The organism is Bradyrhizobium cedriense (assembly GCF_054602315.1).
Genome location: NZ_JBTSWB010000001.1, coordinates 1,271,088 through 1,294,268 on the forward strand (window position 1 = coordinate 1,271,088; position 23,181 = coordinate 1,294,268).

The 23,181-nt window shown below is 65.3% G+C and carries 25 protein-coding genes and 1 pseudogene; 17 read left to right on the forward strand and 9 right to left on the reverse strand.

What is annotated here, in order from left to right; all coding sequences use genetic code 11:
* From ACYCVF_RS06020 to adhP, 5 genes are all read left to right on the forward strand, one after another.
* The gene (locus tag ACYCVF_RS06020) at positions 1-702 is read left to right on the forward strand and encodes an XdhC family protein (protein WP_459597850.1); all 702 of its coding nucleotides are present in this window, start codon (positions 1-3) and stop codon (positions 700-702) included.
* Complete coding sequence (locus ACYCVF_RS06025; RefSeq protein ID WP_459597852.1) at positions 699-2,303, forward strand: NTP transferase domain-containing protein; 1,605 nt, start codon at positions 699-701, stop codon at positions 2,301-2,303. The genes ACYCVF_RS06020 and ACYCVF_RS06025 overlap by 4 nt, the downstream gene beginning before the upstream one ends.
* Before the next feature lie 201 nt (positions 2,304-2,504).
* Positions 2,505-2,894, forward strand: a complete 390-nt coding sequence (locus ACYCVF_RS06030; RefSeq protein ID WP_459597854.1) for a DUF4189 domain-containing protein — start codon at positions 2,505-2,507, stop codon at positions 2,892-2,894.
* A gap of 144 nt (positions 2,895-3,038) precedes the next feature.
* On the forward strand, positions 3,039-3,449 hold the full coding sequence (locus ACYCVF_RS06035; protein WP_459597856.1) for a DUF2000 family protein: 411 nt from the start codon (positions 3,039-3,041) through the stop codon (positions 3,447-3,449).
* 143 nt (positions 3,450-3,592) lie between these two features.
* Positions 3,593-4,618, forward strand: coding sequence for an alcohol dehydrogenase AdhP (gene adhP / locus ACYCVF_RS06040; protein WP_459597858.1), 1,026 nt, complete (start codon positions 3,593-3,595; stop codon positions 4,616-4,618).
* Between the two features lie 4 nt (positions 4,619-4,622).
* On the opposite strand, the gene ACYCVF_RS06045 is transcribed toward adhP, so the two are convergent.
* The 3 genes from ACYCVF_RS06045 to ACYCVF_RS06055 are packed head-to-tail and all read right to left on the reverse strand — an operon-like array spanning position 4,623 to position 5,857.
* Positions 4,623-5,036: a GFA family protein gene (locus ACYCVF_RS06045; protein WP_459597860.1), complete on the reverse strand. Its 414-nt coding sequence runs from the start codon at positions 5,034-5,036 to the stop codon at positions 4,623-4,625.
* 12 nt (positions 5,037-5,048) lie between these two features.
* A complete protein-coding gene (locus ACYCVF_RS06050) occupies positions 5,049-5,525 on the reverse strand; it encodes an SRPBCC family protein (protein ID WP_459597862.1) in 477 nt (158 codons plus the stop codon).
* A complete protein-coding gene (locus tag ACYCVF_RS06055) occupies positions 5,522-5,857 on the reverse strand; it encodes an ArsR/SmtB family transcription factor (protein ID WP_459597864.1) in 336 nt (111 codons plus the stop codon). Before ACYCVF_RS06055 ends, ACYCVF_RS06050 begins: the two co-directional genes overlap by 4 nt.
* A gap of 107 nt (positions 5,858-5,964) precedes the next feature.
* On the opposite strand from ACYCVF_RS06055, the gene ACYCVF_RS06060 reads away from it, so the two are divergent.
* The 6 genes from ACYCVF_RS06060 (at position 5,965) to ACYCVF_RS06085 (ending at position 12,015) form a co-directional block, all read left to right on the forward strand.
* Complete coding sequence (locus ACYCVF_RS06060; protein WP_459597866.1) at positions 5,965-6,660, forward strand: TetR/AcrR family transcriptional regulator; 696 nt, start codon at positions 5,965-5,967, stop codon at positions 6,658-6,660.
* Positions 6,657-7,445, forward strand: a complete 789-nt coding sequence (locus tag ACYCVF_RS06065) for an HlyD family secretion protein (protein WP_459597868.1) — start codon at positions 6,657-6,659, stop codon at positions 7,443-7,445. The genes ACYCVF_RS06060 and ACYCVF_RS06065 overlap by 4 nt, the downstream gene beginning before the upstream one ends.
* Complete coding sequence (locus tag ACYCVF_RS06070; RefSeq protein ID WP_459597870.1) at positions 7,442-8,374, forward strand: ABC transporter ATP-binding protein; 933 nt, start codon at positions 7,442-7,444, stop codon at positions 8,372-8,374. The genes ACYCVF_RS06065 and ACYCVF_RS06070 overlap by 4 nt, the downstream gene beginning before the upstream one ends.
* Positions 8,371-9,534 carry an ABC transporter permease gene (locus tag ACYCVF_RS06075; RefSeq protein WP_459606463.1) on the forward strand — a complete coding sequence of 388 codons (1,164 nt, stop codon included), beginning with the start codon at positions 8,371-8,373 and terminating at the stop codon, positions 9,532-9,534. The genes ACYCVF_RS06070 and ACYCVF_RS06075 overlap by 4 nt, the downstream gene beginning before the upstream one ends.
* 107 nt (positions 9,535-9,641) lie before the next feature.
* Complete coding sequence (locus ACYCVF_RS06080) at positions 9,642-10,949, forward strand: adenylate/guanylate cyclase domain-containing protein (protein WP_459597874.1); 1,308 nt, start codon at positions 9,642-9,644, stop codon at positions 10,947-10,949.
* A gap of 151 nt (positions 10,950-11,100) precedes the next feature.
* Positions 11,101-12,015: a PhzF family phenazine biosynthesis protein gene (locus ACYCVF_RS06085; protein ID WP_459597876.1), complete on the forward strand. Its 915-nt coding sequence runs from the start codon at positions 11,101-11,103 to the stop codon at positions 12,013-12,015.
* Between the two features lie 55 nt (positions 12,016-12,070).
* On the opposite strand, the gene ACYCVF_RS06090 is transcribed toward ACYCVF_RS06085, so the two are convergent.
* Together ACYCVF_RS06090 and ACYCVF_RS06095 are read right to left on the reverse strand one after the other, a co-directional pair.
* The gene (locus tag ACYCVF_RS06090; protein WP_459597878.1) at positions 12,071-12,532 is read right to left on the reverse strand and encodes a DUF488 domain-containing protein; all 462 of its coding nucleotides are present in this window, start codon (positions 12,530-12,532) and stop codon (positions 12,071-12,073) included.
* A 7-nt stretch (positions 12,533-12,539) separates the two neighbouring features.
* Complete coding sequence (locus ACYCVF_RS06095; RefSeq protein ID WP_459598022.1) at positions 12,540-13,376, reverse strand: DUF72 domain-containing protein; 837 nt, start codon at positions 13,374-13,376, stop codon at positions 12,540-12,542.
* A gap of 98 nt (positions 13,377-13,474) precedes the next feature.
* Here ACYCVF_RS06095 and ACYCVF_RS06100 point away from each other — a divergent pair, with 98 nt between their 5' ends.
* The 4 genes from ACYCVF_RS06100 (at position 13,475) to ACYCVF_RS06115 (ending at position 17,079) form a co-directional block, all read left to right on the forward strand.
* On the forward strand, positions 13,475-13,861 hold the full coding sequence (locus tag ACYCVF_RS06100; protein ID WP_459597880.1) for a hypothetical protein: 387 nt from the start codon (positions 13,475-13,477) through the stop codon (positions 13,859-13,861).
* Between the two features lie 140 nt (positions 13,862-14,001).
* On the forward strand, positions 14,002-14,205 hold the full coding sequence (locus tag ACYCVF_RS06105) for a hypothetical protein (protein ID WP_459597882.1): 204 nt from the start codon (positions 14,002-14,004) through the stop codon (positions 14,203-14,205).
* Between the two features lie 237 nt (positions 14,206-14,442).
* Positions 14,443-15,570 (forward strand): glycosyltransferase family 2 protein, encoded by a 1,128-nt coding sequence (locus ACYCVF_RS06110; RefSeq protein ID WP_459597884.1) that lies wholly within the window; start codon positions 14,443-14,445, stop codon positions 15,568-15,570.
* Between the two features lie 6 nt (positions 15,571-15,576).
* Complete coding sequence (locus ACYCVF_RS06115) at positions 15,577-17,079, forward strand: glycosyltransferase family 39 protein (protein ID WP_459598024.1); 1,503 nt, start codon at positions 15,577-15,579, stop codon at positions 17,077-17,079.
* A gap of 81 nt (positions 17,080-17,160) precedes the next feature.
* On the opposite strand, the gene ACYCVF_RS06120 is transcribed toward ACYCVF_RS06115, so the two are convergent.
* Both ACYCVF_RS06120 and ACYCVF_RS06125 read right to left on the reverse strand, forming a co-directional pair.
* Positions 17,161-19,050, reverse strand: a complete 1,890-nt coding sequence (locus tag ACYCVF_RS06120) for a CHASE2 domain-containing protein (protein WP_459597886.1) — start codon at positions 19,048-19,050, stop codon at positions 17,161-17,163.
* 62 nt (positions 19,051-19,112) lie between these two features.
* On the reverse strand, positions 19,113-19,637 hold the full coding sequence (locus ACYCVF_RS06125; RefSeq protein ID WP_459597888.1) for a FecR domain-containing protein: 525 nt from the start codon (positions 19,635-19,637) through the stop codon (positions 19,113-19,115).
* A 629-nt stretch (positions 19,638-20,266) separates the two neighbouring features.
* On the opposite strand from ACYCVF_RS06125, the gene ACYCVF_RS06130 reads away from it, so the two are divergent.
* Complete coding sequence (locus ACYCVF_RS06130) at positions 20,267-21,346, forward strand: DUF2778 domain-containing protein (RefSeq protein ID WP_459606462.1); 1,080 nt, start codon at positions 20,267-20,269, stop codon at positions 21,344-21,346.
* Positions 21,347-21,353: 7 nt separating this feature from the next.
* On the opposite strand, the pseudogene ACYCVF_RS06135 reads toward ACYCVF_RS06130, so the two are convergent.
* A pseudogene (locus tag ACYCVF_RS06135) lies at positions 21,354-21,479 on the reverse strand (glutathione S-transferase); the annotation flags it as partial.
* Positions 21,480-21,520: 41 nt separating this feature from the next.
* On the reverse strand, positions 21,521-22,114 hold the full coding sequence (locus ACYCVF_RS06140) for a cysteine hydrolase family protein (protein ID WP_459597892.1): 594 nt from the start codon (positions 22,112-22,114) through the stop codon (positions 21,521-21,523).
* Between the two features lie 129 nt (positions 22,115-22,243).
* Between ACYCVF_RS06140 and ACYCVF_RS06145 the strand changes: the two genes are divergently transcribed.
* Positions 22,244-23,083 (forward strand): LysR family transcriptional regulator, encoded by an 840-nt coding sequence (locus tag ACYCVF_RS06145; RefSeq protein ID WP_459597894.1) that lies wholly within the window; start codon positions 22,244-22,246, stop codon positions 23,081-23,083.
* Positions 23,084-23,181 lie beyond the last annotated feature (98 nt).

Below are 23,181 nucleotides of genomic sequence, written 5' to 3' on the forward strand. Positions count from 1 at the left end.
GTGAAGCTCGAGATCCTACACGAACTCAATGCCGAGCGCGCCGCGCGCCGGCCTGTGATCCTGGTGACCGACACCGAGAGCGGCGAGCAGCGGCTGGTGAAGGCCGGGGATTTCGCCAAGGATCCCTTGCGCACTGAGCTGGAAAAGCAGCTTCGCATGGGCAAGAGCGCCAGTGTCGAGGCCGGCGGCAAGAAGCTGTTTCTCAACGTCTACGCGCCGACGGCAAAGCTCGTCATCGTCGGCGCGGTCCATATCAGCCAGGCGCTGGCGCCGCTGGCGCGCTCGCTCGGCTACGACGTCACAGTGGTCGATCCCCGCACGGCCTTTGCAAGCCCGGAGCGCTTTCCCGACATTCCGCTGATCGCCGAATGGCCGGACACCGCGCTGCCACCGCTCGACGTCGATGCCTATACGGCGTTCGTCGCGGTGACGCACGATCCCAAGATCGACGACCCCGCGCTGCTGCACGCCTTCGAGCGCAACTGTTTCTATATCGGCGCGCTCGGCTCGCGGAAGACGCATGCCAAGCGGGCCGACCGGTTGCGGGCGCAGGGCGCCAAGGAAAGCGACATCGGACGCATCCACGCGCCTATTGGCCTTCCGATCGGCGCGGTCTCGCCGTCCGAGATCGCGGTGGCGATCATGGCCGAGATCACGGCCGTGCTTCGGCTGCCTCCAAAAGAAAAAGAAGAAGCGGCATGAAGTTCGGCCCGGCGAGCCCCAGGGATGCGATCGGTGGAGTAACGGTCCACACCCTGCGGCAGGGCCCGCTGGTGCTGAAGAAAGGCACGACGATCGGCCCCGCCGAGGTCGAGGCGCTGGAGCGTGCCGGCATCGAGGACATCGTGGTGGTGCGCATGGAGGCGGGCGATGTCTCCGAGGATGTCGCCGCCGCCAGCATCGCGCTCACCGTCGGCGGTGAGGGCATTCATGTCGAGCGCGCCTTCACCGGCCGCGCCAATCTGTTTGCGGCCCGCCCAGGCGTTCTGGTGATCGACCGTGCCGCCGTTGACCGCATCAACAATGTCGACGAAGCCATCACCTTCGCGACGCTCACCGCCTACAAGCCGGTGGTCGAGGGCGAGATGGTCGGCACCGTCAAGATCATCCCGTTCGGCGTCGAAGGACGTTTGCGGGATGCCGCCGTTCAGGCCGCCGGCAAGGACGTCCTGAAGGTCGCGCCTTACGTCATCAAGCGCGTCGGCGTGGTCTCGACGCTGCTGCCGGGTCTGTCTTCCAAGGTGATCGACAAGACGCTGCGCGTCACCGCCGAGCGGCTCGCGCCGGCCGGCGCCAGCATCGTCGCCGAGCGGCGTGTCCCACACGAGGAGCAGGCGCTGTCGGCTGCGATCAGGGAAGTGCTGGGCCTCGGTGCCGAACTCGTCATCGTGTTCGGCGCTTCCGCCATCGCCGACCGCCGCGACGTCATCCCGGCGGCCGTCACCGGCATCGGCGGCGACATCGAGCATTTCGGCATGCCGGTCGATCCCGGCAATCTGCTTCTGATCGCCCGTGCCGGCAACGTGCCGGTGCTGGGCGCGCCGGGTTGTGCACGCTCCCCGGTCGAGAACGGATTTGACTGGGTCCTGATGCGGCTGCTTGCCGGCATCAAGGTGACGCGGTCCGAGCTGATGGGCATGGGCGTCGGCGGCCTCCTGATGGAGATCGTGACGCGGCCGCAGCCGCGCGCCACGCCGGAAACCGAGGGCAACCGCCAGGTCGCGGCCATCGTGCTGGCGGCGGGCCGCTCCACCCGCATGGGCGGCCCGAACAAGCTGCTCGCGGAGCTCGACGGCAAGAAGCTGGTGCGGATCGCGACCGAGCAGGCGCTGGCCTCCAAAGCGTCCGAGGTGATCGTCGTCACCGGCCATCAGGCCGAGCTGGTCGAACAGGCCCTGCAAGGCCTGAAGGTGAAGTTCGTCCGCAATCCGGATTTCACAGGCGGCATCGCCAGCTCGGTCAAGGCCGGCATCGCGGCCGTGCCAGAGACGTGCGACGGGGCCGTGGTGTGCCTCGGCGACATGCCGCTGATCGATGCCGGCCTGATCGACCGCCTCATTGACGGCTTTGCGCCGGACCGCGGCAATCTCATCGTCGTACCCGTGAGCGAAGGCCGTCGCGGCAATCCCGTGCTGTGGTCGCGCCGCTTCTTCAAGGAATTGATGACGCTCGACGGCGATGTCGGCGCGCGCCACCTGATTGCCAAGCATACTGAAGCGGTGGCCGAAGTGCCCGTCGACGGCGAGAGCGCCTTCCTCGACATCGACACGCCGCAGGCGCTGGAAGCGGCAAGGGGCGGGTGAAGATTCCCTGGCTTCGTAAGGTGGGCGAAGGCGCGTAGCGTCGTACCCACCATCTTGCCGGATCGTGAGGAAGGTGGGCACGCTTCGCTCTGCCCATCCTACGGCACCTCCCAATCTCCCAGCTTCAACCACCCGTTCACCATCTGGAAACGACCGCCGCTTAGAGTCGCCTTCACCTGCCTTGGGGGGAGGGGCTTTTCCATGACTTCGAACGTCGTCGCGCGCCGTTGCGCGATGTTTTTCTTTGCGCTGTCTGTCTGTGTCGCCGGTGCCCGTTACATCACTGAAGCCCATGCTGCCGGCGCCTTCGCGGTCGGCAGGTGCGGCGCCTATGGTCAGGCCTATGATTACGTCGCCGAACACGAGGCGCGTGCCGCGGCGCAGAAACAGTGCAAGGGCGATTGCACGACCGTCACGATGAAGCGCGCCTGCGCCGCGATGTCGGTCGATCTCTCAAACCCTTGCGGCGCCTATGGCTATGCCGTCAAGCCGAAGATCTCGGCCACGCTCAATGCCGCCACGCGCGAATGCTACAAATATGGCGGCAAGGAATGCGTGATCCGCGCCTGGGCCTGCGACGCCAAGGGTTGATCCTTAGAGCGCTGATTCCTCTTGCTGTCATTCCGGGGCGATGCGTAGCATCGAGCCCGGAATCCATTCGTCCACCTACTCTGTGGGGCGATGGATTCCGGGTTCGCGCCGAAACGGCGCGCCCCGGAATGACAGAGGAAATACATGCAGTTCGACACCAAGATCGCCGTGGTGATCCGTACCGATCTTCAGGCTTGGCAGAAGCTCAACGTTGCGGCCTTTCTCACCAGCGGTATCGCCGCTGCGTTTCCGGAATGCATCGGCAAGCCCTATGAGGACGCCTCGGACACCCAGTATCTCTCGCTGATCGGCCAACCGATCCTGATCTACGGCGCCGATGGACCCGCACTGTCGCGCGCGCTCGACCGTGCCCTGACGCGCAACGTGAAACCGGCGGTCTACACCGAGGACATGTTCAAGACGACGCATGATGCCGCCAATCGCGAGGCGGTGAAGGTGGTGGCGCGCGCGGACCTCAATCTCGTGGGCATCGCCATGCGCGCCGAGCGCAAGGTGATCGACAAGATCGTCGACGGGCTGAAGTTCCATAGCTGACGCTGTTCGCACGTCGCGCCGCGTCGTCATCGCGCCGTCACGATGGCGCGATGGGCTTGCGCAAACTTTGGGCGGTTTGACTCCAATCAAGGGTGAGCGGTCAGGCCTCGCTAGTCTGCTCCGCATATCAATGGAGCAGACACATGCCCACCATGAAAGCCGCAATCGTCAGACAATTCGGCAAGCCGCTGGTGATCGAGGACGTGCCGGTTCCGCAGCCCGGACCCGGCGAGGTCTTGGTCAAGGTCAAGGCCTGCGGCGTCTGCCATACCGACCTGCATGCGGCGTCGGGCGACTGGCCGGTGAGGCCAGTGCCGCCCTTCATCCCGGGCCATGAGGTCGCCGGCATCGTCGCCGCGCTCGGATCCGGCGTGAAAAATCTGAAGGTGGGCGATGCCGTCGGAGTCGCCTGGCTGCATGACGCCTGCATGGCTTGCGAATATTGCGAAACCGGCTGGGAGACGCTCTGCGAGCACCAGCACAACACCGGCTACAGCGTGAACGGTGGCTTCGCAGAATATGTCATCGCCTCGGCCGCCTTTGCGGCCAAGCTGCCGGCGACAATCGACTTCGCTGCGATCGCGCCGATCCTGTGCGCCGGCGTCACCACCTATAAGGGTTTGAAGGAGACCGAGGCCAAGCCCGGCGAGTGGGTCGTGATCTCGGGCGTCGGCGGGCTCGGTCACGTCGCAATCCAGTACGCCAAGGCGATGGGGCTCAAGGTCGCGGCCATCGATATCGCCGAGGACAAGCTCGAGCTCGCACGCGAGACCGGCGCCGACCTCGCCGTCAACGCGCTCGCGGCCGATGCCGTGGACAAGGTCGTGGCGGCAACCGGGGGAGGGGCGCACGGCGTGCTGGTGACGGCGGTGTCGACCGCCGCATTCGCGCAGGCGCTGAAGATGGTGCGCCGCAAGGGCACCGTCAGCCTCGTCGGCCTGCCGCCGGGTGAATTCCCGACACCGATCTTCGACGTCGTGCTCAAGCGCATCACCGTGCGCGGCTCCATCGTCGGCACGAGGCGCGACCTCGACGAAGCCATCGCGTTTGCCACCGACGGCAAGGTCAAGGCCGAGGTGACGAAGGTGCCGCTTGCGCAGATCAACGACGTCTTCGACCGGATGAAGGCCGGCAAGATCGACGGCCGCATGGTGCTGGAGTTTGGCTAGCGCCTCATCCCGGCGGCATGCCTTCGAATGTCGTGAGGCTGGGGTCGAGATGATCCCAGCCGTGCCCGCGTGCGGCGTAAGTGACCACCTGCGGCTTGTAGCGGGCGGGCTCGTCGAGGCTCGCCGCGCGGATTGTGAAAATGTCGGGCATTGCGGAGAAGGTCAGGTAGACCGGTACGCCACATTGCGCGCAGAAACCGCGCGTCTTCACGTTGCCGCTGTCGGCGGTCATGTCCCAATGCTTCGCTTCTCCGGTCAGCGAGACGCTGGCGCGCGCGAAAGTCGCGTACGAGCCGTGGCCGCTGCCGCTCTCCCGCTGGCAATCCCGGCACTGGCAGTGATTGCTGAACAGCGGCTCGCCGGAAATCGAATAGCGGATCGCGCCGCAGGCGCAGCCGCCGGTATAGGGCTTGTCCATCACGCGGCCTCCTTACTTGTCTTCGCCGGCGACGGCGTCGAGCCGCTGCACAACCTTGACCCAGCCGTCACTCATGTTGCGATACGCGGTGTCGTTCTTCGGCGTCACGAAGCCCGAATGCACCACACGCACCCGGGTGCCTGCTTCAACAGGCGTGAGCGACCAGGTGACGATAGTGTCGAGCGCCGAGCCGTAGCCGGTATTGCTCTCGTCGCCCCCTTTCCAGGCATAGACAAAACGCTGGTTCGGCACGACCTCCAGAACGCGGCAATGGATCGTGCCGTCCCAGGCGCCCGCCGGGTTGGTCTTGAACGTGAAGGTGTTGCCTTCGACGGGCTCGAAGCCGGTCGGCGGCATAAGCCAGCGCGCAATCAGCTGGGCGCTGGTCAACGCCTTCCAGATCGTCGCGGTCGCGTGAGGGAAGACTTCGTCGATGACGATGTCTTTGGTTTGGTCTTGGGCTCGAACGTTGGAAGCAGCAGCACTCACGGATCAATCTCCTTCAAGAGGTCACGCAGGTTCTGGAAGCGCTCGCGCCAGAACACGCCGTAATGGTCCATCCAGGTGACCAGGGGCTCGAGCCCTTGCGGCGCGGCGCGGTAGTAGACGTTGCGGCCCTCGGCGCGCTCGGCCACGAGACCGGCCTGCTTGAGGGACTTCAGGTGCTGCGAGATCGCGCCCTGAGTGACGCCGCTGCCGCGCGTGAGCTCGGCGACGCTGATCTCCGTGCTCTCGAAGACACGCTCGAACACCGCGCGGCGGGTCGGGTCGGCGAGGGCGCGCATCACGGCGGTGACGGGGTTTGGGGCGGCTTCAGTCATAAAATCAAATTAGTAGATGCTAATGCATTAGTCAATGCTAATTTATTCCTGCGAGTGCGACTCCTGTCTGCCTTGACAATGACTGACTGGTCAGTCATATATGTTGAATGACCAGGAAGCCGACGAAAGGCGCCTTGCCGCCAGCAACTCACGCCAGTGCGAGGGGCCCTGTGCATGATCGCAACGAAGAGGCGCCTGCCTCGAGCCGTGCCGCGCGTGCGGCGGAGCGGCGCGCCGCGATCGTGGAAGCGGCGATGGAGGAATTCATCGCGCGCGGGTTTGCAGCGACGCGGCTCGACGACATCGCCAAGCGCGCCGGGGTGGCAAAGGGCACGATCTACCTGCACTTCAAGGACAAGGAATCGATGTTCGAGGAGCTGGTGCGCATCGTCATCGTTCCTGTGGTCGCACGGCTGGCTACGCTGCCGCCGCCGGCAGGTTCGGTTCGCGACCTGATCGAGGCTTTCGCAGGCAACTTCCTGAAGGAGGTGATCGGCACGAGGCGCGGCGATCTGGTGCGCCTGATCGTGGCGGAGGGCCCGCGCTTTCCGTCCGTCGCCGACTTCTACTACCGGGAGGTTGTCTCGCGCGGCATCGCCGCCATGCGCACGCTGATCGAACTCGGCATCGCCCACGGCGAGATCCGGCAGAAGGACCTCGCGCGCTATCCGCAGATCCTGGTTGCACCCGCGATGATCGCGGTGATCTGGCAGAGCCTGTTTGCGCGGCACGCGCCGCTGGATGCGCAAGAGATGTTGCGCGTCCATCTCGATTTGATTTTTGGCGAACGGAGGACGACATGACGTCGTCGCAAGCGATTTCTGTATTGGCATTGGTCGCCGTGCTCGCAACCGGGCTTGCCGGATGCAAGGAAAGACGCGATCCCGGCTTCCAGGGCTGGGTCGAGGCCGACATGATCTTCGTCAGCCCCGACGAAGCCGGCCGGGTGACGAAGCTCAACGTCCGCGAAGGCGACGAGGTCAAGGTCGGCGAGCACCTCTATTCCGTCGACGACGATCTTCAGCTTGCCGATCTCAACCAGAACAAGGCGACACTCGCGAACGCGCAGCAGACCTATGACCGCGCGGCCTCGCTGAGCAAGACCGGCTCGGGCACACAGGCCAATCTCGATTCCGCCGTGTCCGCCTTGCGCGTCGCGGAAGCGCGGGTGGCGACGTCGGAGACGCGGATGGCGCGGCGCAAGGGCTTTGCGCCCGTCGCCGGCACCATCCAGCAGATCTATTTCCGCGAGGGCGAGATGGTCGGGGCGCAGCGGCCGGTGCTCTCGATCATGCCGCCCGGCAACATGAAGCTGCGTTTCTTCGTGCCGGAGACGCAATTGCCGAAGCTCTCGATCGGCGACACGGTGCGCGTCGCCTGCGACAATTGCGCGGCCGATCTCACCGCGAGAATCTATTTCATCGCGACCTCGGCCGAATACACCCCGCCCGTCATCTACAGCCTCGATGAGCGCAGCAAACTGGTCTATCTGATCCAGGCGCGGCCCTCGCGGCCTGACGCCCTGCGGGTCGGACAGCCGATCGACGTCCATCTCAATCCGAAGACACCGGTGGCGGACAAGCGATGAGCAATGGCAACGGCATCGCGATCGACGTCAAGGGCCTGACGAAGTCATTCGGCGGCCGCGAGGTGGTGCACGATCTCTCGATGCAGGTGAGGCGCGGCTCGATCTACGGCTTCCTAGGACCCAACGGGTCGGGCAAGACCACCACGATCCGCATCCTCTGCGGCCTGCTCACGCCTGACAGCGGCGAGGGCACCTGTCTCGGCTACGATATCCGCCGCGATGCCGAGAAGATCAAGCGCCAGGTCGGCTACATGACCCAACGCTTCAGCCTGTACCAGGATCTCTCGGTGCGCGAGAACCTCGAATTCGTCGCGCGGCTCTATGGCCTCACTGACGCGCGCGGCGCCGCACGCGACATGATCAAGCGGCTCGGACTCTCCGGCCGCGAGGAGCAGCTTGCGGGCGAGCTTTCCGGCGGCTGGAAGCAGCGGCTGGCGCTCGGGGCCTGCACGCTGCCCAATCCACAATTGTTGTTGCTCGACGAACCCACTGCCGGCGTCGATCCCAAGGCACGGCGCGACTTCTGGAACGAGATCCACGCACTCGCCGCCGAGGGCCTCACCGTGCTGGTCTCGACCCATTACATGGACGAGGCCGAGCGCTGCCACGAGATCGCATACATCGCCTACGGCCATCTGCTGGCGCGCGGCACGGTGGAGGAGGTGATCGCGACATCCGCGCTGACGACCTACACTGTCACGGGCGAAGAACTGAACGAGCTTGGGGCCGCGCTCACGGGCAAGCCCGGCATCGACATGGTGGCGCCGTTCGGCACCTCGCTGCATGTTTCCGGCCGCGACGTCGCGGCGCTCGAAGCCAGCATCGCGCCCTGGCGCGAGAAGAGCGGCCTGCACTGGCAGAAGTCGCAACCGTCCCTCGAAGACGTGTTCATCGAGCTGATGGGGCGCTCCAAGGACAATTTCCAATGAGTGCCGTCGATCGACCGGCTCCTGCCCGCGAAACCCGCGAGCGCTTCGGCTTCCTGCGGCGTTCCTATGCGATGCTGATCAAGGAATTCATCCAGCTCAAGCGCGACCGCGTTTCGTTCGCGATGATCGTGATGCTGCCGGTGATGCAGCTCATGCTGTTCGGCTATGCCATCAACACCACGCCGCGGCATTTGCCGAGCGCGGTGCTGCTCCAGGAGGACTCCGATCTCGCGCGCTCGATCCTGAAGGCGCTTGAGAATACCGCCTATTTCCGGTTCCTGTATGAGGTCCACGACGTCGATGATTTCGATAATCTGCTGAAGTCGGGCAAAGTGCTGTTCGGCGTCGAGATCCCGCGCGGCTTCGAGCGGGCGGTGCGGCGCGGGGACAAGTCGGCGCTGCTGGTCGCGGCCGACGCCACCGATCCGGTCGCTGCGAGCGCGGCGATCGGCTCGCTCGGCATGGTCGTGCAGACCGCGCTCAAGCATGATCTCTACATCGGCGATCCCCCGGAGATGCCATTCGAGATCCGCGCGCATGCCCGCTACAATCCGGCCGCGGCCTCCAGCCTCAACATCGTGCCCGGGCTGGTCGGCACCATCCTCACCATGACCATGCTGATCTTCACCGCGCTGTCGGTCACGCGCGAGGTCGAGCGGGGTACCATGGAGAGCCTGCTCTCGATGCCGATCAGGCCGGTCGAGGTGATGCTCGGCAAGATCGTGCCCTACGTGCTGGTCGGCTTCGTCCAGGCCTTCCTCATCATCAGCATCGGCGTCGGCCTGTTCGGCGTGCCCGTGCTCGGCAATCTCGTCCTGCTGGCGCTGCTCTCGACACTGTTCATCACCACCAATCTGTCGATCGGCTACACCATTTCGACCTTGGTGCAGAATCAGCTCCAGGCCATGCAGATGTCGATGATGTTCTTCCTGCCGAGCATCTTGCTGTCCGGCTTCATGTTCCCATTCGCAGGCATGCCGTCCTGGGCGCAATATCTCGGTGAGGGCCTGCCGCTCACCCATTATTTGCGAATCGTCCGCGCCATCATGCTGAAGGGCGCGACCATGGAGAATTTGCGCTTCGACACGCTGGCGCTGGCCGCCCTGATGCTCCTCGCCATGACCGTCGCCGTGACGCGCTTCCGCCGCACGCTGGATTGAGGCAGACTATCCATAATGTCATTCCGGGACGACGCGGGGCCTCGCCCCGGAATTTCGAGATTTCGGGCTCGCGTGGTCGCTGCGTTCCGGAATGCCAAGGGGGGGTGATGGTTCGTTTCGCAAGCAGGAAAGCGCGGCAGCACGCCGTTCTGTCGAAGGATTTCGAGCGCGAGCTGACGCGGGAGGTGCTGCGGACCGAGCTGTTGCGGGTACGGGCGCTGATCATGACCGGGTGCGTCATGATGCTGTTCCTCACAGCGATCTATCTGATCGACCCCGCTGTGGTGAATCGGGTCTGGCGTGGGACGGAAGGGCTCATCGAGGTTTACGGCCTTCTCCTTGGATTCATCCTGTTCGAGGTCTGGGTCCACACCCAAATCAGGAAAAATCTTCGCCTCGATCGCGATCTGCCGGTGATCCGGCGCTACATCGGCACGCTGATCGAAACATCGCTGCCGACGGTGATTCTCATCCTGCAAATCCGGACGATGGGCGCGAGCCAGGCGCTCGGCTTCGCCGTGCCGATGATGTACTTCATTTTCGTGATCCTCTCGACGCTGCGGCTCGATTTCTGGCTCTCCACATTCACAGGCTTCGTGGCTGCAGCCGGACTGCTGATCGTCGGGCTCTACTACAACGCGGCTAGCGAGGCCGGCGAACCCCTGACCTACTTCCATGCGGTCCGCAGCGTCGTCATCCTGATCTGCGGCGTGCTGGCCGGCGCCGTCGGCGCGCAGCTGCGGCGGCAATTTGCCGCGAGCATCGCGGCGGCCACCGCGCGCGACCGGGTGACCAATCTGTTCGGCCAACACGTCTCTCCTCAGGTGGTCGAGCGGCTGATGGCGGCGGGAACGAGCGCAAGCGGTGATCTCCGCCGCGTCGCGGTGATGTTCGTCGATTTTCGCGGCTTCACCGCCGGCGCGCAGTCGCGCACGCCGCAGGAGGTGGTCGACCGGCTCGACGGTGCCTTCGCCGTGCTGGTCGACATTCTCGACCGCCAGGGCGGCATCGTGAACAAGTTTCTCGGCGACGGCTTCCTCGCGCTGTTCGGCGCGCCGCTGGAAGCCTCCGACGCTGCGCAACGCGCGGTCGCCGCTGGCCGCGAGATGCTGAGGGCAATGGATCGCATCAACGCAGAGACAAGCTGGCCGCTGCGGATCGGCATCGGCATCCATTTCGGCGAGGTCGTCGCCGGCAATATCGGCTCGCCTCGGCGCAAGGAATACACCGTCATCGGCGACACGGTGAACTTCGCCTCGCGCCTGGAGGCGCTGAACAAGGAGTTCGGCTCGCAACTCCTGATCTCCGCGTCCGTGCGCGAGACGCTGGGCGACGACGGCAGCGACGCCGTCGCGCTCGGCGAGGTCGAGGTGCGCGGCTACGAGCGTCCGGTGCCGGTGTTTCAGCTTGGGTAGGATGCATCATGCATTGCTGGGCGCGCGTATTTCCATCATCGCGATTGCTCCGAATGCTCCGAATTTTGGGGCATGACGAGCGATGTCGCCGGCTTGTAGACTGCCGCGCGATGCGGCCGGTCGCGGCCGTTACTTGCATAAGGAAGAAACGATGCAGCGCCGTTACGTCACCGTGGACGTGTTCACCGACCGCGCTTTCGGCGGCAACCAGCTCGCCGTGGTGCTCGATGCCGGCGGTCTGTCGACGGCGCAGATGCAGGCGATCGCCACCGAGTTCAACTATTCCGAGACGACCTTCGTGCTGCCGCCGCGCGACAAGGCCAACGACGCTGAGGTGCGCATTTTCACCCCCGCAAGAGAGCTTCCTTTCGCAGGCCACCCCAATGTCGGCACCGCCTTCGTCCTGGCGGCGATCGCGAAGGAGCCGAAGCCGCATCTGCTGTTCGAGGAGAAGGCCGGTCTGGTCCCGGTCGACATCGTGCGGGAGCAGGGCAGGGTGATCAGCGCCGAGCTCACCGCGCCGCAGCCCCTGGCGAAGCTTGCGCATCTTTCCCCGGCCGACGTCGCCGCCTGCATTTCACTGGCGGCGGATGACATCAGGACCGATCATCATGCGCCGCAAGTGGTCGGCGTCGGAACGCCGTTCGTGGTCGCCGAAGTGCGATCGCGCGAAGCCGTGCGCCAGGCGAAACCCGATGCGGCAGCCTTTGGCCGGATGCTGCCGCGCGACGGCGCCTTCTCGGTCTACTTCTACACGCGCGACGTGCCGGCAGCGGAGGCGCCCTGCGAGCGTCAGGCGCGGATGTTCTTTCCCGGCGCGAGCGGCCTGATCGAAGATCCCGCTACTGGCAGCGCGACGGTGGCCGCCGCCGCGCTGTTCGCCGATCTCGAGCCCATGCGTGACGGCGAATTGAAGCTCACCATTGGCCAGGGGTTTGACATGGGCCGTCCGAGCATTCTCCTGACCCGCGTGCGCAAGCAGGACGGCAAGATCGTCTCCGCCCATGTCGGCGGGAGCTGCGTGCAGATGATGGAGGGGACGTTCAAGCTGGCGGGGGAGGGGTAAATTTCTCCATGCGTCGTTCCGGAGCGCGCCGCGCGCGCCACGGAATGACAGAACACTACACCTGCCGTCCCGCCAAATTCTTCACCGCCACTCCGTCGCGCTCCTCGATGATCTCCGCGATCATCTGGCGGTGGCAGTGGGTGTGGTCGCGCTCGTAGCAGAGCAGGCACACGGGGCCGGCCTTTTTCACCAGCGCCGAGAGCTCGTCCATCTCTTCCCGCGCCTGCGGCGTTTTCAGGTGCTTTGCGTAGACTTTCTCCAGCACATCGTACTGCCCACTGCGGGCGGCGAGTCGGCCCTCTTTCGGCGTGCCGAGCGCGGCGAGATGGACATAGGCGATGCCGCGCTCGTCGAGGCCTGCGGAGAGCTGCTTCTTGGAAAAGCCCGGCCGGCGCGATGACGTCACCGCGCGCACGTCGACCACGAGCTTGACGCCGGCTTCTTGCAGCTCGTCCAGCACGGCCTTGGGCGGCGTCTGCTCATAGCCGATGGTGAAGAGCTTCCTCGCCTTTGCCATGGAGCCCTCAGCTCACCCGCGCGATCAGTTCCATGGCACCGTGCGGCGCACGCACCTTGCCCTCGTGAATGACGTAGGCGAACACGTCGCGCGGCTCCTTCTTCGGCTTGGTCTGGTCAACCTTCGGCAGGTCGTCCGGTTCACTGCCCGAAGCCCAGTCCTGGAAGCGCTTGGCCCAGGCATCGAGCTGCTTCGGCGGATAGCAGGTCTTGATCTCGTCATTGCCTTTCTGCAGCCTTGCATAGACGAAATCGCCGGCAACATCGGCGATGGCCGGATATTTGCCGTGCTCGGCGAACACCACGGGCGTCTCGAACTCGCGGATCAGCGCGACGAAGTCAGGCGTGCAGAAGCTGTCATGGCGGACCTCCACGACATGCCGCAGCGCGCGCCCTTCGAGCTTACGCGGCAACAGCTCCAAATATTTGCCGAAATCGGCGCCGTCGAACTTCTTTGTGGGCGCGAACTGCCACAATACCGGTCCGAGATGATCGCCGAGTTCCAACACACCGGAATCATAGAATCGCTTGATGGAATCGCCGGCCTCCGCGAGCACGCGCCGATTGGTGGCGAAGCGCGGTCCTTTCACCGAGAACACGAAGCCTTCGGGAACGTCGCTCGCCCATTTGCGGAAGCTCTCCGGCTTTTGCGAGCCGTAATAGGTGCCGTTGATCTCGATCGAGGTCAGCTTCGAGGCTGCATAGGACAGCTCCTTCGCCTGCGCGAGTTTCTCCGGATAAAACACGCCGCGCCAGGGCTCGAAGGTCCAGCCGCCAATGCCGATGAAGATGTTGCCGGATTTTCTTGACGCGGTTTTTGCTTTGGCCACGGGATGATCTCGCATCGACAGGAGGAGCCTCATCCTAGTCAAACCAGTTGTGATTGGCCAGTTGGGCCGTCCCCTCTAAGCTCGCGAGGGGACCCGCGAAGAAGGAGACCAAGATGCGGATGCTGATGGTGGGAGCGGCGCTCGTTATGATGACATCTGCTGCCATGACATGTTCAACTTTGGCGGATGACGACGACGCGAGAAGCGCACAGAAGCTCGCCCAGCAGGGCCGCGACGATTACTGGCATTGCCTCGCGCGGGAATATTCGCGCGACACCAATCAAGGCCTGTCGGAGCAGGATTTCGGCCGCTCGGTTGCGGGCGCCTGTCCATCGGAGCGGCAGTATTACCGGGTCGCGCTGCTCGACTATCTCACCACGCAATATCCGAACATCGATGCCGGCGCCCATCTCGCCACCGCGAACAGGGCGGTGGAGGCGGCGCAGAAGGACATCGTGACGGCCTTTCTCAAGCGCCGGCCGCCCACCAACAGGGAATAGGGAGTGGCGAGCAGCGAACAGGGGCAGGGAGGCCGGTTTCCGCATTTGCTACTCCCCATTCGCTACTCGCCCTTCCGCAGCTCTTCCGGCCACGCGCGCATCCGTGGTATCAGGGGCGCATCTGGAACAGGGATGGGTCCATGTCGTCTGAGTCGGTGGGGGGCATTCTGGGCGCGATCGTCGCGGCGATCGTGCTTGCGGTCGCCGTCATGTTCGGACCGATTGGACAGTACGGCAAGCCGCCCAAGCCGGCGAAAGTTGAGCCGGTCCCGCAGGTGGCACCCGCTGCTCCGGCCGCTCCGGCGCCGCGAGGACCGGTGATCCGGGAAGTCCCCAACCAATAGGTACCAAAAAGCGGGTTTGGGCCCCTTGCGAAGCGGGTTCGTCGTTCCTATCTCTCTTTCAACGGCGACGTTGAGCGAAAACTCCGGCGCTGGGACGACCTTGGAATAGCTTGGGCTTGCGCCGGATGTACGCGCGGTCCGCCGTTCCGGGGTCGTTGGCATTTTAGGCCCTGCTGTGGCCGTTCCCCCACAACCCCGGCTTGGCAGCGCAGGACGCCGCGGATATACGCTGCCGTCATGAACGAAGCGATCAGACCGGGCATCGACAATCAGGCTCAAGAGGGGCCCGAACTGTCGGTCATCGTCCCGACCTTCAACGAGCGCGACAACGTCACGGTGCTGTACCGGCGGCTGGAGGCGGTGCTCGCCAACGTCGCCTGGGAAGTCGTGTTCGTCGACGACAACTCGCCCGACGGTACCTGGGACGTCCTGCGCGCGCTGGCGCAGCGCGACAGCCGCGTGCGCTGCATCCGCCGCATCGGTCGCCGTGGCCTGTCGGGGGCCTGCATCGAGGGCATCCTCTCCTCGAGCGCTCCCTATGTGGCCGTGATCGATGCCGACCTCCAGCACGACGAGACGCAGTTGCCGAAGATGCTGCTGCTCCTCGCCAGCGATCAGGCCGATCTCGTGGTCGGCAGCCGCTATATCGAGGGTTACAAGAGCGAAGGCTTCAATAAGCAGCGCGCCGGAGCCAGTGCGCTGGCGACCGAGTTTGCCAGGAAGATGCTGCAGGTCGAGATCGCCGACCCCATGAGCGGCTTCTTCATGATCCGCCGCGACCGTTTCGAGCAGCTCGCGCCGAAGCTCTCCGTGCACGGCTTCAAGATCCTGCTCGATGTCGTCGCGACAGGGCACGGCAGCTTGCGGGCGATCGAGGTTCCCTACACCTTCGGCGCCCGCCAGCACGGCGAGAGCAAGCTCGATTCCATGGTCGCACTCGACTTTCTCGGTCTGGTGCTGGCCAAGCTGACCAACGACATCGTCTCGCTGCGCTTCATCCTGTTCGCCATGGTCGGCGGCATTGGCCTCGTGGTGCACTTGGCCACGCTGTTCATCGCGCTTCAGCTGTTCAACGCGCCGTTCGCGGAGGCGCAGGCCGCTGGCGCCATCGTCGCCATGACCAGCAATTTCATCCTCAACAATTTCCTCACCTATCGCGACCAGCGGCTGAAGGGCTTTGCGCTGCTGCGCGGCCTGATCGCCTTCTACATCGTGTGCAGCGTCGGCCTGCTCGCAAATGTCGGTGTCGCCTTCTCCGTGTACGACCAGGAGCCGATCTGGTGGCTTGCCGGCATGGCCGGTGCGCTGATGGGCGTGGTGTGGAACTACGCGATGTCCGGACTTTTCGTCTGGCGCAAGAAATAGCGCGTGATGGGCGGAGCCGACGGGCGGATCGTCCGCAACACCGCGCTGCTGATTCTCGCGCTGGTCGGATTGCGGCTCGTCGCAGCCGCCTTCACGCCGATCACGTTCGACGAAGCCTATTACTGGATGTGGTCGAAGAGCCTCGCCGGGGGCTACTACGACCATCCGCCAATGGTCGCCTATGTGATCCGCGCCGGCACGATGATCGCGGGCGACACCGAACTCGGAGTCCGCCTCGTCTCGATCCTGCTGGCGCTGCCGATGAGCTACGCCGTCTATCGCTCTGCCGCGATCCTGTTCGGCGGCGTGCGTGTGGCCGCCACCAGCGCCATCCTGCTCAACGTCACGATGATGGCCTCGGTCGGCACGCTGATCGTCACGCCCGATGCGCCGCTGTTGGTCGCCTCCAGCTTCGTGCTGTTCTTCCTCGCCAAGGTGCTGGAAACCGGTCGCGGGGCCTGGTGGCTCGCCGTCGGCGCGGCGGTCGGCGCCGCGCTGCTGTCGAAATACACCGCGATGTTCTTTGGGCTCGCGATCCTGATCTGGCTCGCTTCCGTGCCGAAGCTCAGGCGCTGGTTTCTCTCGCCCTGGCCCTATCTCGGCGGTCTCGTTGCCCTGGCGCTGTTCTCTCCGGTGATCGTCTGGAATGCGGACCATCAATGGGTCTCGTTCGCAAAGCAGCTCGGCCGCGCCAAGATCGAGGACTTTCGCCCCGTCTTCATCGCGGAACTGATCCCCACCCAGATCGCGTTCGCAACGCCGCTGGTCTTCATCCTCGGCGCAATGGGCCTGCACACCTTGACCTGGCAGCGTGCCGGCGCACTGGCCTCGCGCGTGCTGATCGAGACGATGTTCTGGACCATCGTCGCCTATTTCGTCTGGCATTCGCTGCATGCCCGCGTAGAAGCCAACTGGTTCGCGCCGGTCTATCCGCCCTTCGTCGTCGCTGCGGCCGCGGCTGCCAATCTCGCGCAGTGGAAGCCGCGCCAGCGGCGTCTCGTCGACTTCTGCCTGCGCTGGGCTGCGCCCGTCGGCATCGTGATGTTTGCAGCGTTGATCGTTCAGGCCAATACCGGCTGGCTCTCGGGCTATCGCCGCGATGCAACGGTGCGCAGCGTCGGCGTCGGCTGGCGCGAGCTTGCCGCGGAGATCGAAGCGCTGCGCGTGCGCAGCGGCGCGACCTGCGTGCTCGCGCAGGACTACGGCACGACGGGCTGGCTCGCCTTCTATCTGCCGCGCGGCACCTGCGTCGCGCAGCAAACCCAGCGCATCCGCTGGGTCAACATGCCCGAGCCCGCCCCCGGGCTGCTCGCCGGCAAGCTGCTCTATGTCGACGAGTTGCGCAGCGAAGGCCATCCCGCGCTCAGTGCTCTCTTTGCGCAGGTGACGCAGATTGCGCAGTTGCAGCGCAAGCGCGGACCGCTCGTGGTCGAGACCTACGGCATCGATCTTCTGGAAGGCGCCAAGGGCGACGTGCTGGATCGCTCGCCGCCGCCGGAAGCGCGGTAGGTCCCATGACGGTGTTCCCGGCGAAGGACCGGCTTGCGCTTGGGGGCGACGGGCGGAGTGGTGGGACGAAGCGGCGGCTGTTCAGTCGACCGTCTCGGCCTTCGTCGTGTCCTGCCGCGGCCCGTCCCGGTCGTGCCAGAACCAGACGGTCACGACGCCCGAGCGGCCACGGACCTGGGCGAGCAGGGGCCCTGTCAGAACGCCGGCGGGCGTGCCATGGAAGTCGGCCGCGTCGAGCAGCGTATCGCTAAGCGCGAGCTGCGCGCCGTTCTGGGCGGCGACCTCCATCAGCCGGCTCGCGACGTTGACGGTGTCGCCCGTCGCCGTGATGTGCTGATGGCTCTCGCCGAGGCGGGAGGCGACGATCTCGCCGAAATGCGCGCCGATCTTGAAGCCGAGCTGTTTGCCGATCGCGATCGGCAGCGAGGCGATCCAGCGCTCGACGCTGCGATGCAGGTGGATCGCACATTTCAGCGCGCGCGCCGCGTCGTCGGGCATCGCGCGCGGCAGCCCGAATAGAATCATGGCCCCGTCACCAAGAAAGCCGGTGATCATGCCGCCGCAATCCACCGCGGTCTTCTCGATCAGCGCGTGGAATGCCTTCAGGAAGTCCCGAAGCACGTCCGGATCGGTGCGTTCGCTCAGCCCCGTGAAGCCGGAGAGATCGATGAAGACCACGGCTGCGTGTTGGCGGACGGGCTTTGACAGGAAATCGGGATCGCGCGCCAGCCACTCCTGCACGGCGGGTGCCTGGAATTGCGCGAGCGATCGGCTCTTGGCCGCGAAATATTGCGTGCGGCGGCTTCCCGCCCACAGCTGTACGCCGGCAAAGATCGTAACCGGCGGAACGGCAGCCACGAGCGTCGTCGCGGCGTTCAGCCAGACGCCGTGCGTGAACGCGAGCACATTGAGCCCGGCCCAGGCGATCATCACCACCGCCGTCGCCACGATGCCGAGTGCACTGCGTCGCCAGGCGAGCAGCGCCACCAGCAGCATCGGCAAGAGGATCGCAGCGAGCGCATCGGCGATGCGGACCCTGCCGTCGCGCACGATGCCGTCGCCGGCGACGAGATGGGTGATTGCGGTCGAGATCACCTCGACGCCGGGCATCAGTGAATCGAACGGCGTCGGGTAGACGTCGCCGCCGCCGGCGACCGAAGCGCCGATCACGACGATCCGGTTCTCGATGGCGGCTCGGCTGAGCGTGCCGTCGAAGATGCTCTGCGCGCTGACGGTGCGAATGGTGCGGCGCGGGCCGTAATAGGTGATCGGCAGCGCGAAATCGGTGTCGGTCGGCACGGCGCGGTCGCCGAGCATTAGATGATCGGGTGCGATCGTCAGCGGTTTGTCGAGCGCGCGCGCCGCCACGCGCAACGGGAATGACAGCTCGACCTTGTCTCGGGTGCGGAACAGCATCGGCACCGAGAGCGGCGAGCCCGATTGTCCCGTCGCGACGTTGACGACGCCGACCTCGGCGTGATCGGAGAATGCGGGCAGTGGCTGCAGGAAGCGCTCGGCCTCCGGGAGAACGGCGAGGGGACCTTCGCTGCTCGGATCCACGGTTTCGCTGGCGGAGGGGAAGATCGCCGCGGCCGCGAGCACCATCGGACCGGTAGCGAGCGTGTTGGCGAGCGTGGCATCGCCGATCGCAGCGCTGCGGTCGACGAGCAGGAGATCAATCCCGACGACCTTCGGTTTGAACTGCACGATGGCGTCGACGACGCGCGCAAGATCCGCGCGCGGCAGTGGATAGCTGCCGCCGCGCTTCACAACGGTATCGTCGATCGCAACGATGGTGACGAGATCGGGTGGCTGCCGCACGCCGCGAATCTGGGTCCGCCAGTCCGTCAGTGTCGCCTCGAGCCGGTCGAGAAAGCGCAGGTGGCCATTGGCGTGCGCGGCAAATATGCCCGCGCCCCACAGCGCGGTGAGAACGAGAGCCACCAGGATCTGGACGCGTCGGCTACGCATGCGGTCGGTTTTGCAATCTCTTGATGGTCAAAATACTATCGTTCTGGTCCAATCGACCCAGTCTATTGTCCAAGCCTTGCCATCAGCGCATCGACGCGGGGCTGGCCCCACGTCTTGACGGTCAATGGGCCGGTTGCCTCGACATCGACGCCTTCGCCCGGTCCAAGCACGACGCCGCGTCCACGGGCCCTGCGGCTCACGCCGACGCGGCCGTCGGCGACGAACACGGAGGTCTTGGCGTCAGCGACATCGACCGCCCATTTCGTGCCACGCACCGCGGCGATCGCCTGCGGGGTGAGCACCTTGAAGGGATTGCCGCCGGGCTTCTTCGGCACTTCGATCAGCAGCGCTTTGCTGCTCAACTCCACGGAGTCTATATGTCCGTCGCGGTTGGCGTCTTTTAGTTCAAATCGGGCGCCATTTTCCGCAACGATCGTGATGCCGTTGCCGCATCGCCAAACCTGGGTGCCGGCGGCCGACGCGGACGCCGTGCAGCCCGCAGTCGCGGCAGGCTGTGCGGCGGCAAAGCCGGTCAATAGCGATGATAGCCCCAGGGCATAGAACCCGGCGCGCGAAAAGCCTCTCATGCCAGCCTCCGTTTGCGTGCTCGGCACAGTTCAAGGCGATGTTGATACGGCACCGTATCACACGCAGAGGCTGCTGAAAAGTGCACGTATGGCAGCTATCTTCTCGTGGGGGCGATTTCCAGCCTGCCACGATCAACTTTCGTTCACGGCGCCGTGCCACGCGGGGAGTGTGGCGCGTGATGCGCGTGTTACCGCATCGGCCGGCGGGCGCGGAGTCACCAGCCTCGCGCAACGCTCCCGCGCTACCGTCAGGGCCAGTTGAAGACGACGACAATTGACGTTGTCGAGTGCGTCATGGATGCGGTCGCAAACGTCGAAGAAGTCCACGCAAATCGGGCGAGAAACATGGTTAACAGATGTCGCTAAGTCCGTAGTTCTGCGGGCTTTTTCTCGAAACGGGACAGCATTGACGCCTCGCCCCACATCCGCCCGAACTTAATCCGCATTTAACTAAAAGTCGCCTTAATGACGCTCCGACCCTCTGCGAGATGCTGTTCCCGGATCGTGACCAGCGGCACTTCGAAGGGGGACTGAGTGACACCGTCCTGGACGCAAGGCGAATGAGTACGAGTATCGCTGCGCAGAGCAACGCGGCACGGAAGTCCAATCTTCGGAAGCCCTCCCGGAAAATGACCGCGACCAATTGGCTTGGCGCTGCAGCGATCGGCTGCGTCGTGATGGGTGCGGGCTGGATCGTCTACAGCAACGTCTTCGGTGCGAGCGTCTATCCGACCGTCGGCAGCAACGGCTACGACGAGCCGGTGGTCAGGCGTGCGCCCAGGGTCGTGCTGCGAGAGGCCGGCGAGGCCATCAAGGAAACCTTCGCGCTGCTGCCCGACCGCTTGCAGGTGGCCGCTCCCATCTCGCGCGAGATGTTCAACGAGCGCTTTGCCGCGGCTGCGACCCAGGGCGTGGCATCGAACGCGACGAGCGTCGAACCTGCCGCCTCCGCGACCAAGGTTGCCGACGCCAGGGAGACCGCGAAGACGGGCGTGATCGCGAAGGTCGCCGACGTCCTGAAACCGCAGGGGCCGGCAAGGACCGGTGATGCTGCCAGGGGCAAGCGCACTGACACAATGCAGCTGGCCTCGGCCGATCCGGCCCAGATCGTGCCGGCGCCGGAAGCGAAGCCGAAATCATTCGCCGATCGCGCCAAGGCCGCAGTGATGTCGATCACCGGTCCGCGCCAGTCGATGGTGGAAAAGCTCTGGGGCAAGCGCGAGCCGTCCGGCGGGCTGCTCGCCTACGCCTCGGCCGACGCCAGCGTGACCGCGGCCATCGCGCCGAAGGAGCAGAACCCGATGTTCGGCGGCGCGCCGCCCTACGAGCGCGACACCGCGGTCTACGACATCACCGCCAAGACGGTGTATCTGCCCGACGGCACCAAGCTCGAGGCGCATTCGGGCCTCGGCTCCAATCTCGACGATCCGCGTTCTCAGCGCCAGCGCATGCGCGGCGTGACGCCGCCGCACATCTACACGCTGAAGCCGCGCGAGGCGTTGTTCCACGGCGTGCCGGCGCTGCGCCTGACCCCGATCGGCGGCGAGAGCGCGATCTACGGCCGCGACGGCCTGCTCGCGCATACCTTCATGCTCGGGCCGAACGGCGACTCCAACGGCTGCGTGTCGTTCAAGGACTACTACGCATTCCTCGACGCCTACCGCAACAAGGGCATCCGCAAGCTCGCGGTGCTGGCGCGGGTGGAGTAAGGCGCGCTCACGCTGCCATCGCCTTGAACAGCTCGATCTCGGTCGCGATCGCGCCCCCCACGGCCGGCCGCGCCTGCATCCGCCCGAGATAGGCAGACAAGGGCGGCCATTGCGCGATGTCGATTCCTGCGGGACCCATCGGGAAGAAATGGAGCTGCAGCATCGCATGCTCCATCAAGTCAATGCTGCGACTTGCGCGATGATCGCGAAGCGGTCCGCGAGTTCGGCCAGCGCGACCTGGTGGATCGTCCGGGCGTCCAGCGTGCCGCCGCGTCCGTCGGGCAGGTCGCGCGTGGCGCAGGCGTCGGCCGCGATCGTCGTGCGCAGGTTAAGGTCGAGCGCGGCGCGGGCGGTCGAACTGACGCACATGTGCGTCATGAAGCCGGCCAGCACGATGTTCTTGCGCCCCGTCGTGGCAAGCCGGGCCTGCAGGTCGGTGCCGGCGAAGGCATTCGGCAGCGTCTTCTCGATCACGGGCTCGCCGGCGAGCGGCGTTAGGCGCTCGACGATCGCGCCGCGCGCGCCCTCTCGGTCGAACAGGCCGCCGGCGCGGCCCTTGTGCGCGACGTGGAAGATCGCAGCTCCGCTCTCCCGGGCGCGTGCGAGCAGGCGCGCAGCCGCGGCGATCGCGGGCTGCGCATCGGGCAGGGCGAGCGGACCGGCGCAATATTCGTTCTGGATGTCGATCAGCACGAGGCAGGCCTCGTTGAGCTTCGGCGGACTGAGATCGGCGCCGGAGAGTTCGAGCAGGGTCTTTGGAGCGGTCATGCTGGCCAGCCTTCTTGTGGATGTCGGATGACGTGACCCTAGCGCGGCCGGAGCCTGCCATTGTGCAGGAATATTGCGGCACATGGCTGCAAATTTGCAGGACAAGCCGTCGCCTGCTAGGCTCGTGGAATGAACTGGGACGATCTGCGCATCATCGCCGCGGTCAGGGACGAGGGCACCTATGCCGGCGCCAGCGCGCGGCTGCGCATCGACGAGACCACCGTCGGCCGAAGGCTCGCGCGCATCCAGCGCGATCTCGGTGTGCCGCTGTTCGAAGCGGTGGACGGGCTGCGCCGGCCGACGCGCCATTGCGAGGCGGTGCTCGAACATGTCGGTGCGATGGCGGCGCATGCCGCAGCGATCGACCGCATCAAGGAGACCCAATCCGGCCCGGTCGGGCGGTTGCGCATCGCCTCCACCAATGCAGTCGCCGAAGAGTTGTTGGCGCCGCATGCGAGCAGCTTCCTGCGCGATCACCCGGGCCTGACGCTGCAATTCCTCACCTCGAGCGGCAACGTCAAGTTCTCGCGCTGGCAGGCCGACCTCGCCATTCGCCTGCGCAAGCCGGAGAAGGGCGATTTCACCATCTCCAAGCTCGGCGAGGTCAGGCTGTATTTCTTCGAACCCGCGGACCGCAGCGGAGCCGAGCCGGTGGCGTGCATCTATCCCGACGAACTCGACGCGATCCCCGAGCAGCAATTCCTGCGTGCCAAGCGTCTGACGAACGTGCGCTGCATCACCGACAATGTCCGCATCATCCGCACCATGATCCAGTCGCATCAGGCTATCGGCGTGCTGCCCGAACACAGCTGCGCGCCGCTACTCGCCGACCGCAGCCTGCGCGCGACGCTGCTGCCGAGACGGCGCGACGTCTGGCTCCTGGTGCAGAACCACCTGAAGCGCGATCCCGCGACCCGCGTGACCATCGAGTGGGTGAGGGCCTGTTTTCAGGACACCTCGCGCAATTGACGTCGCATATCACTGTGACGATCGCGTCACAGCACGCAAGCAGTGACGAAGAATCTTCAACCTGCCCCTTGCAACCCGAACGTGCTTCGTCTATTAGC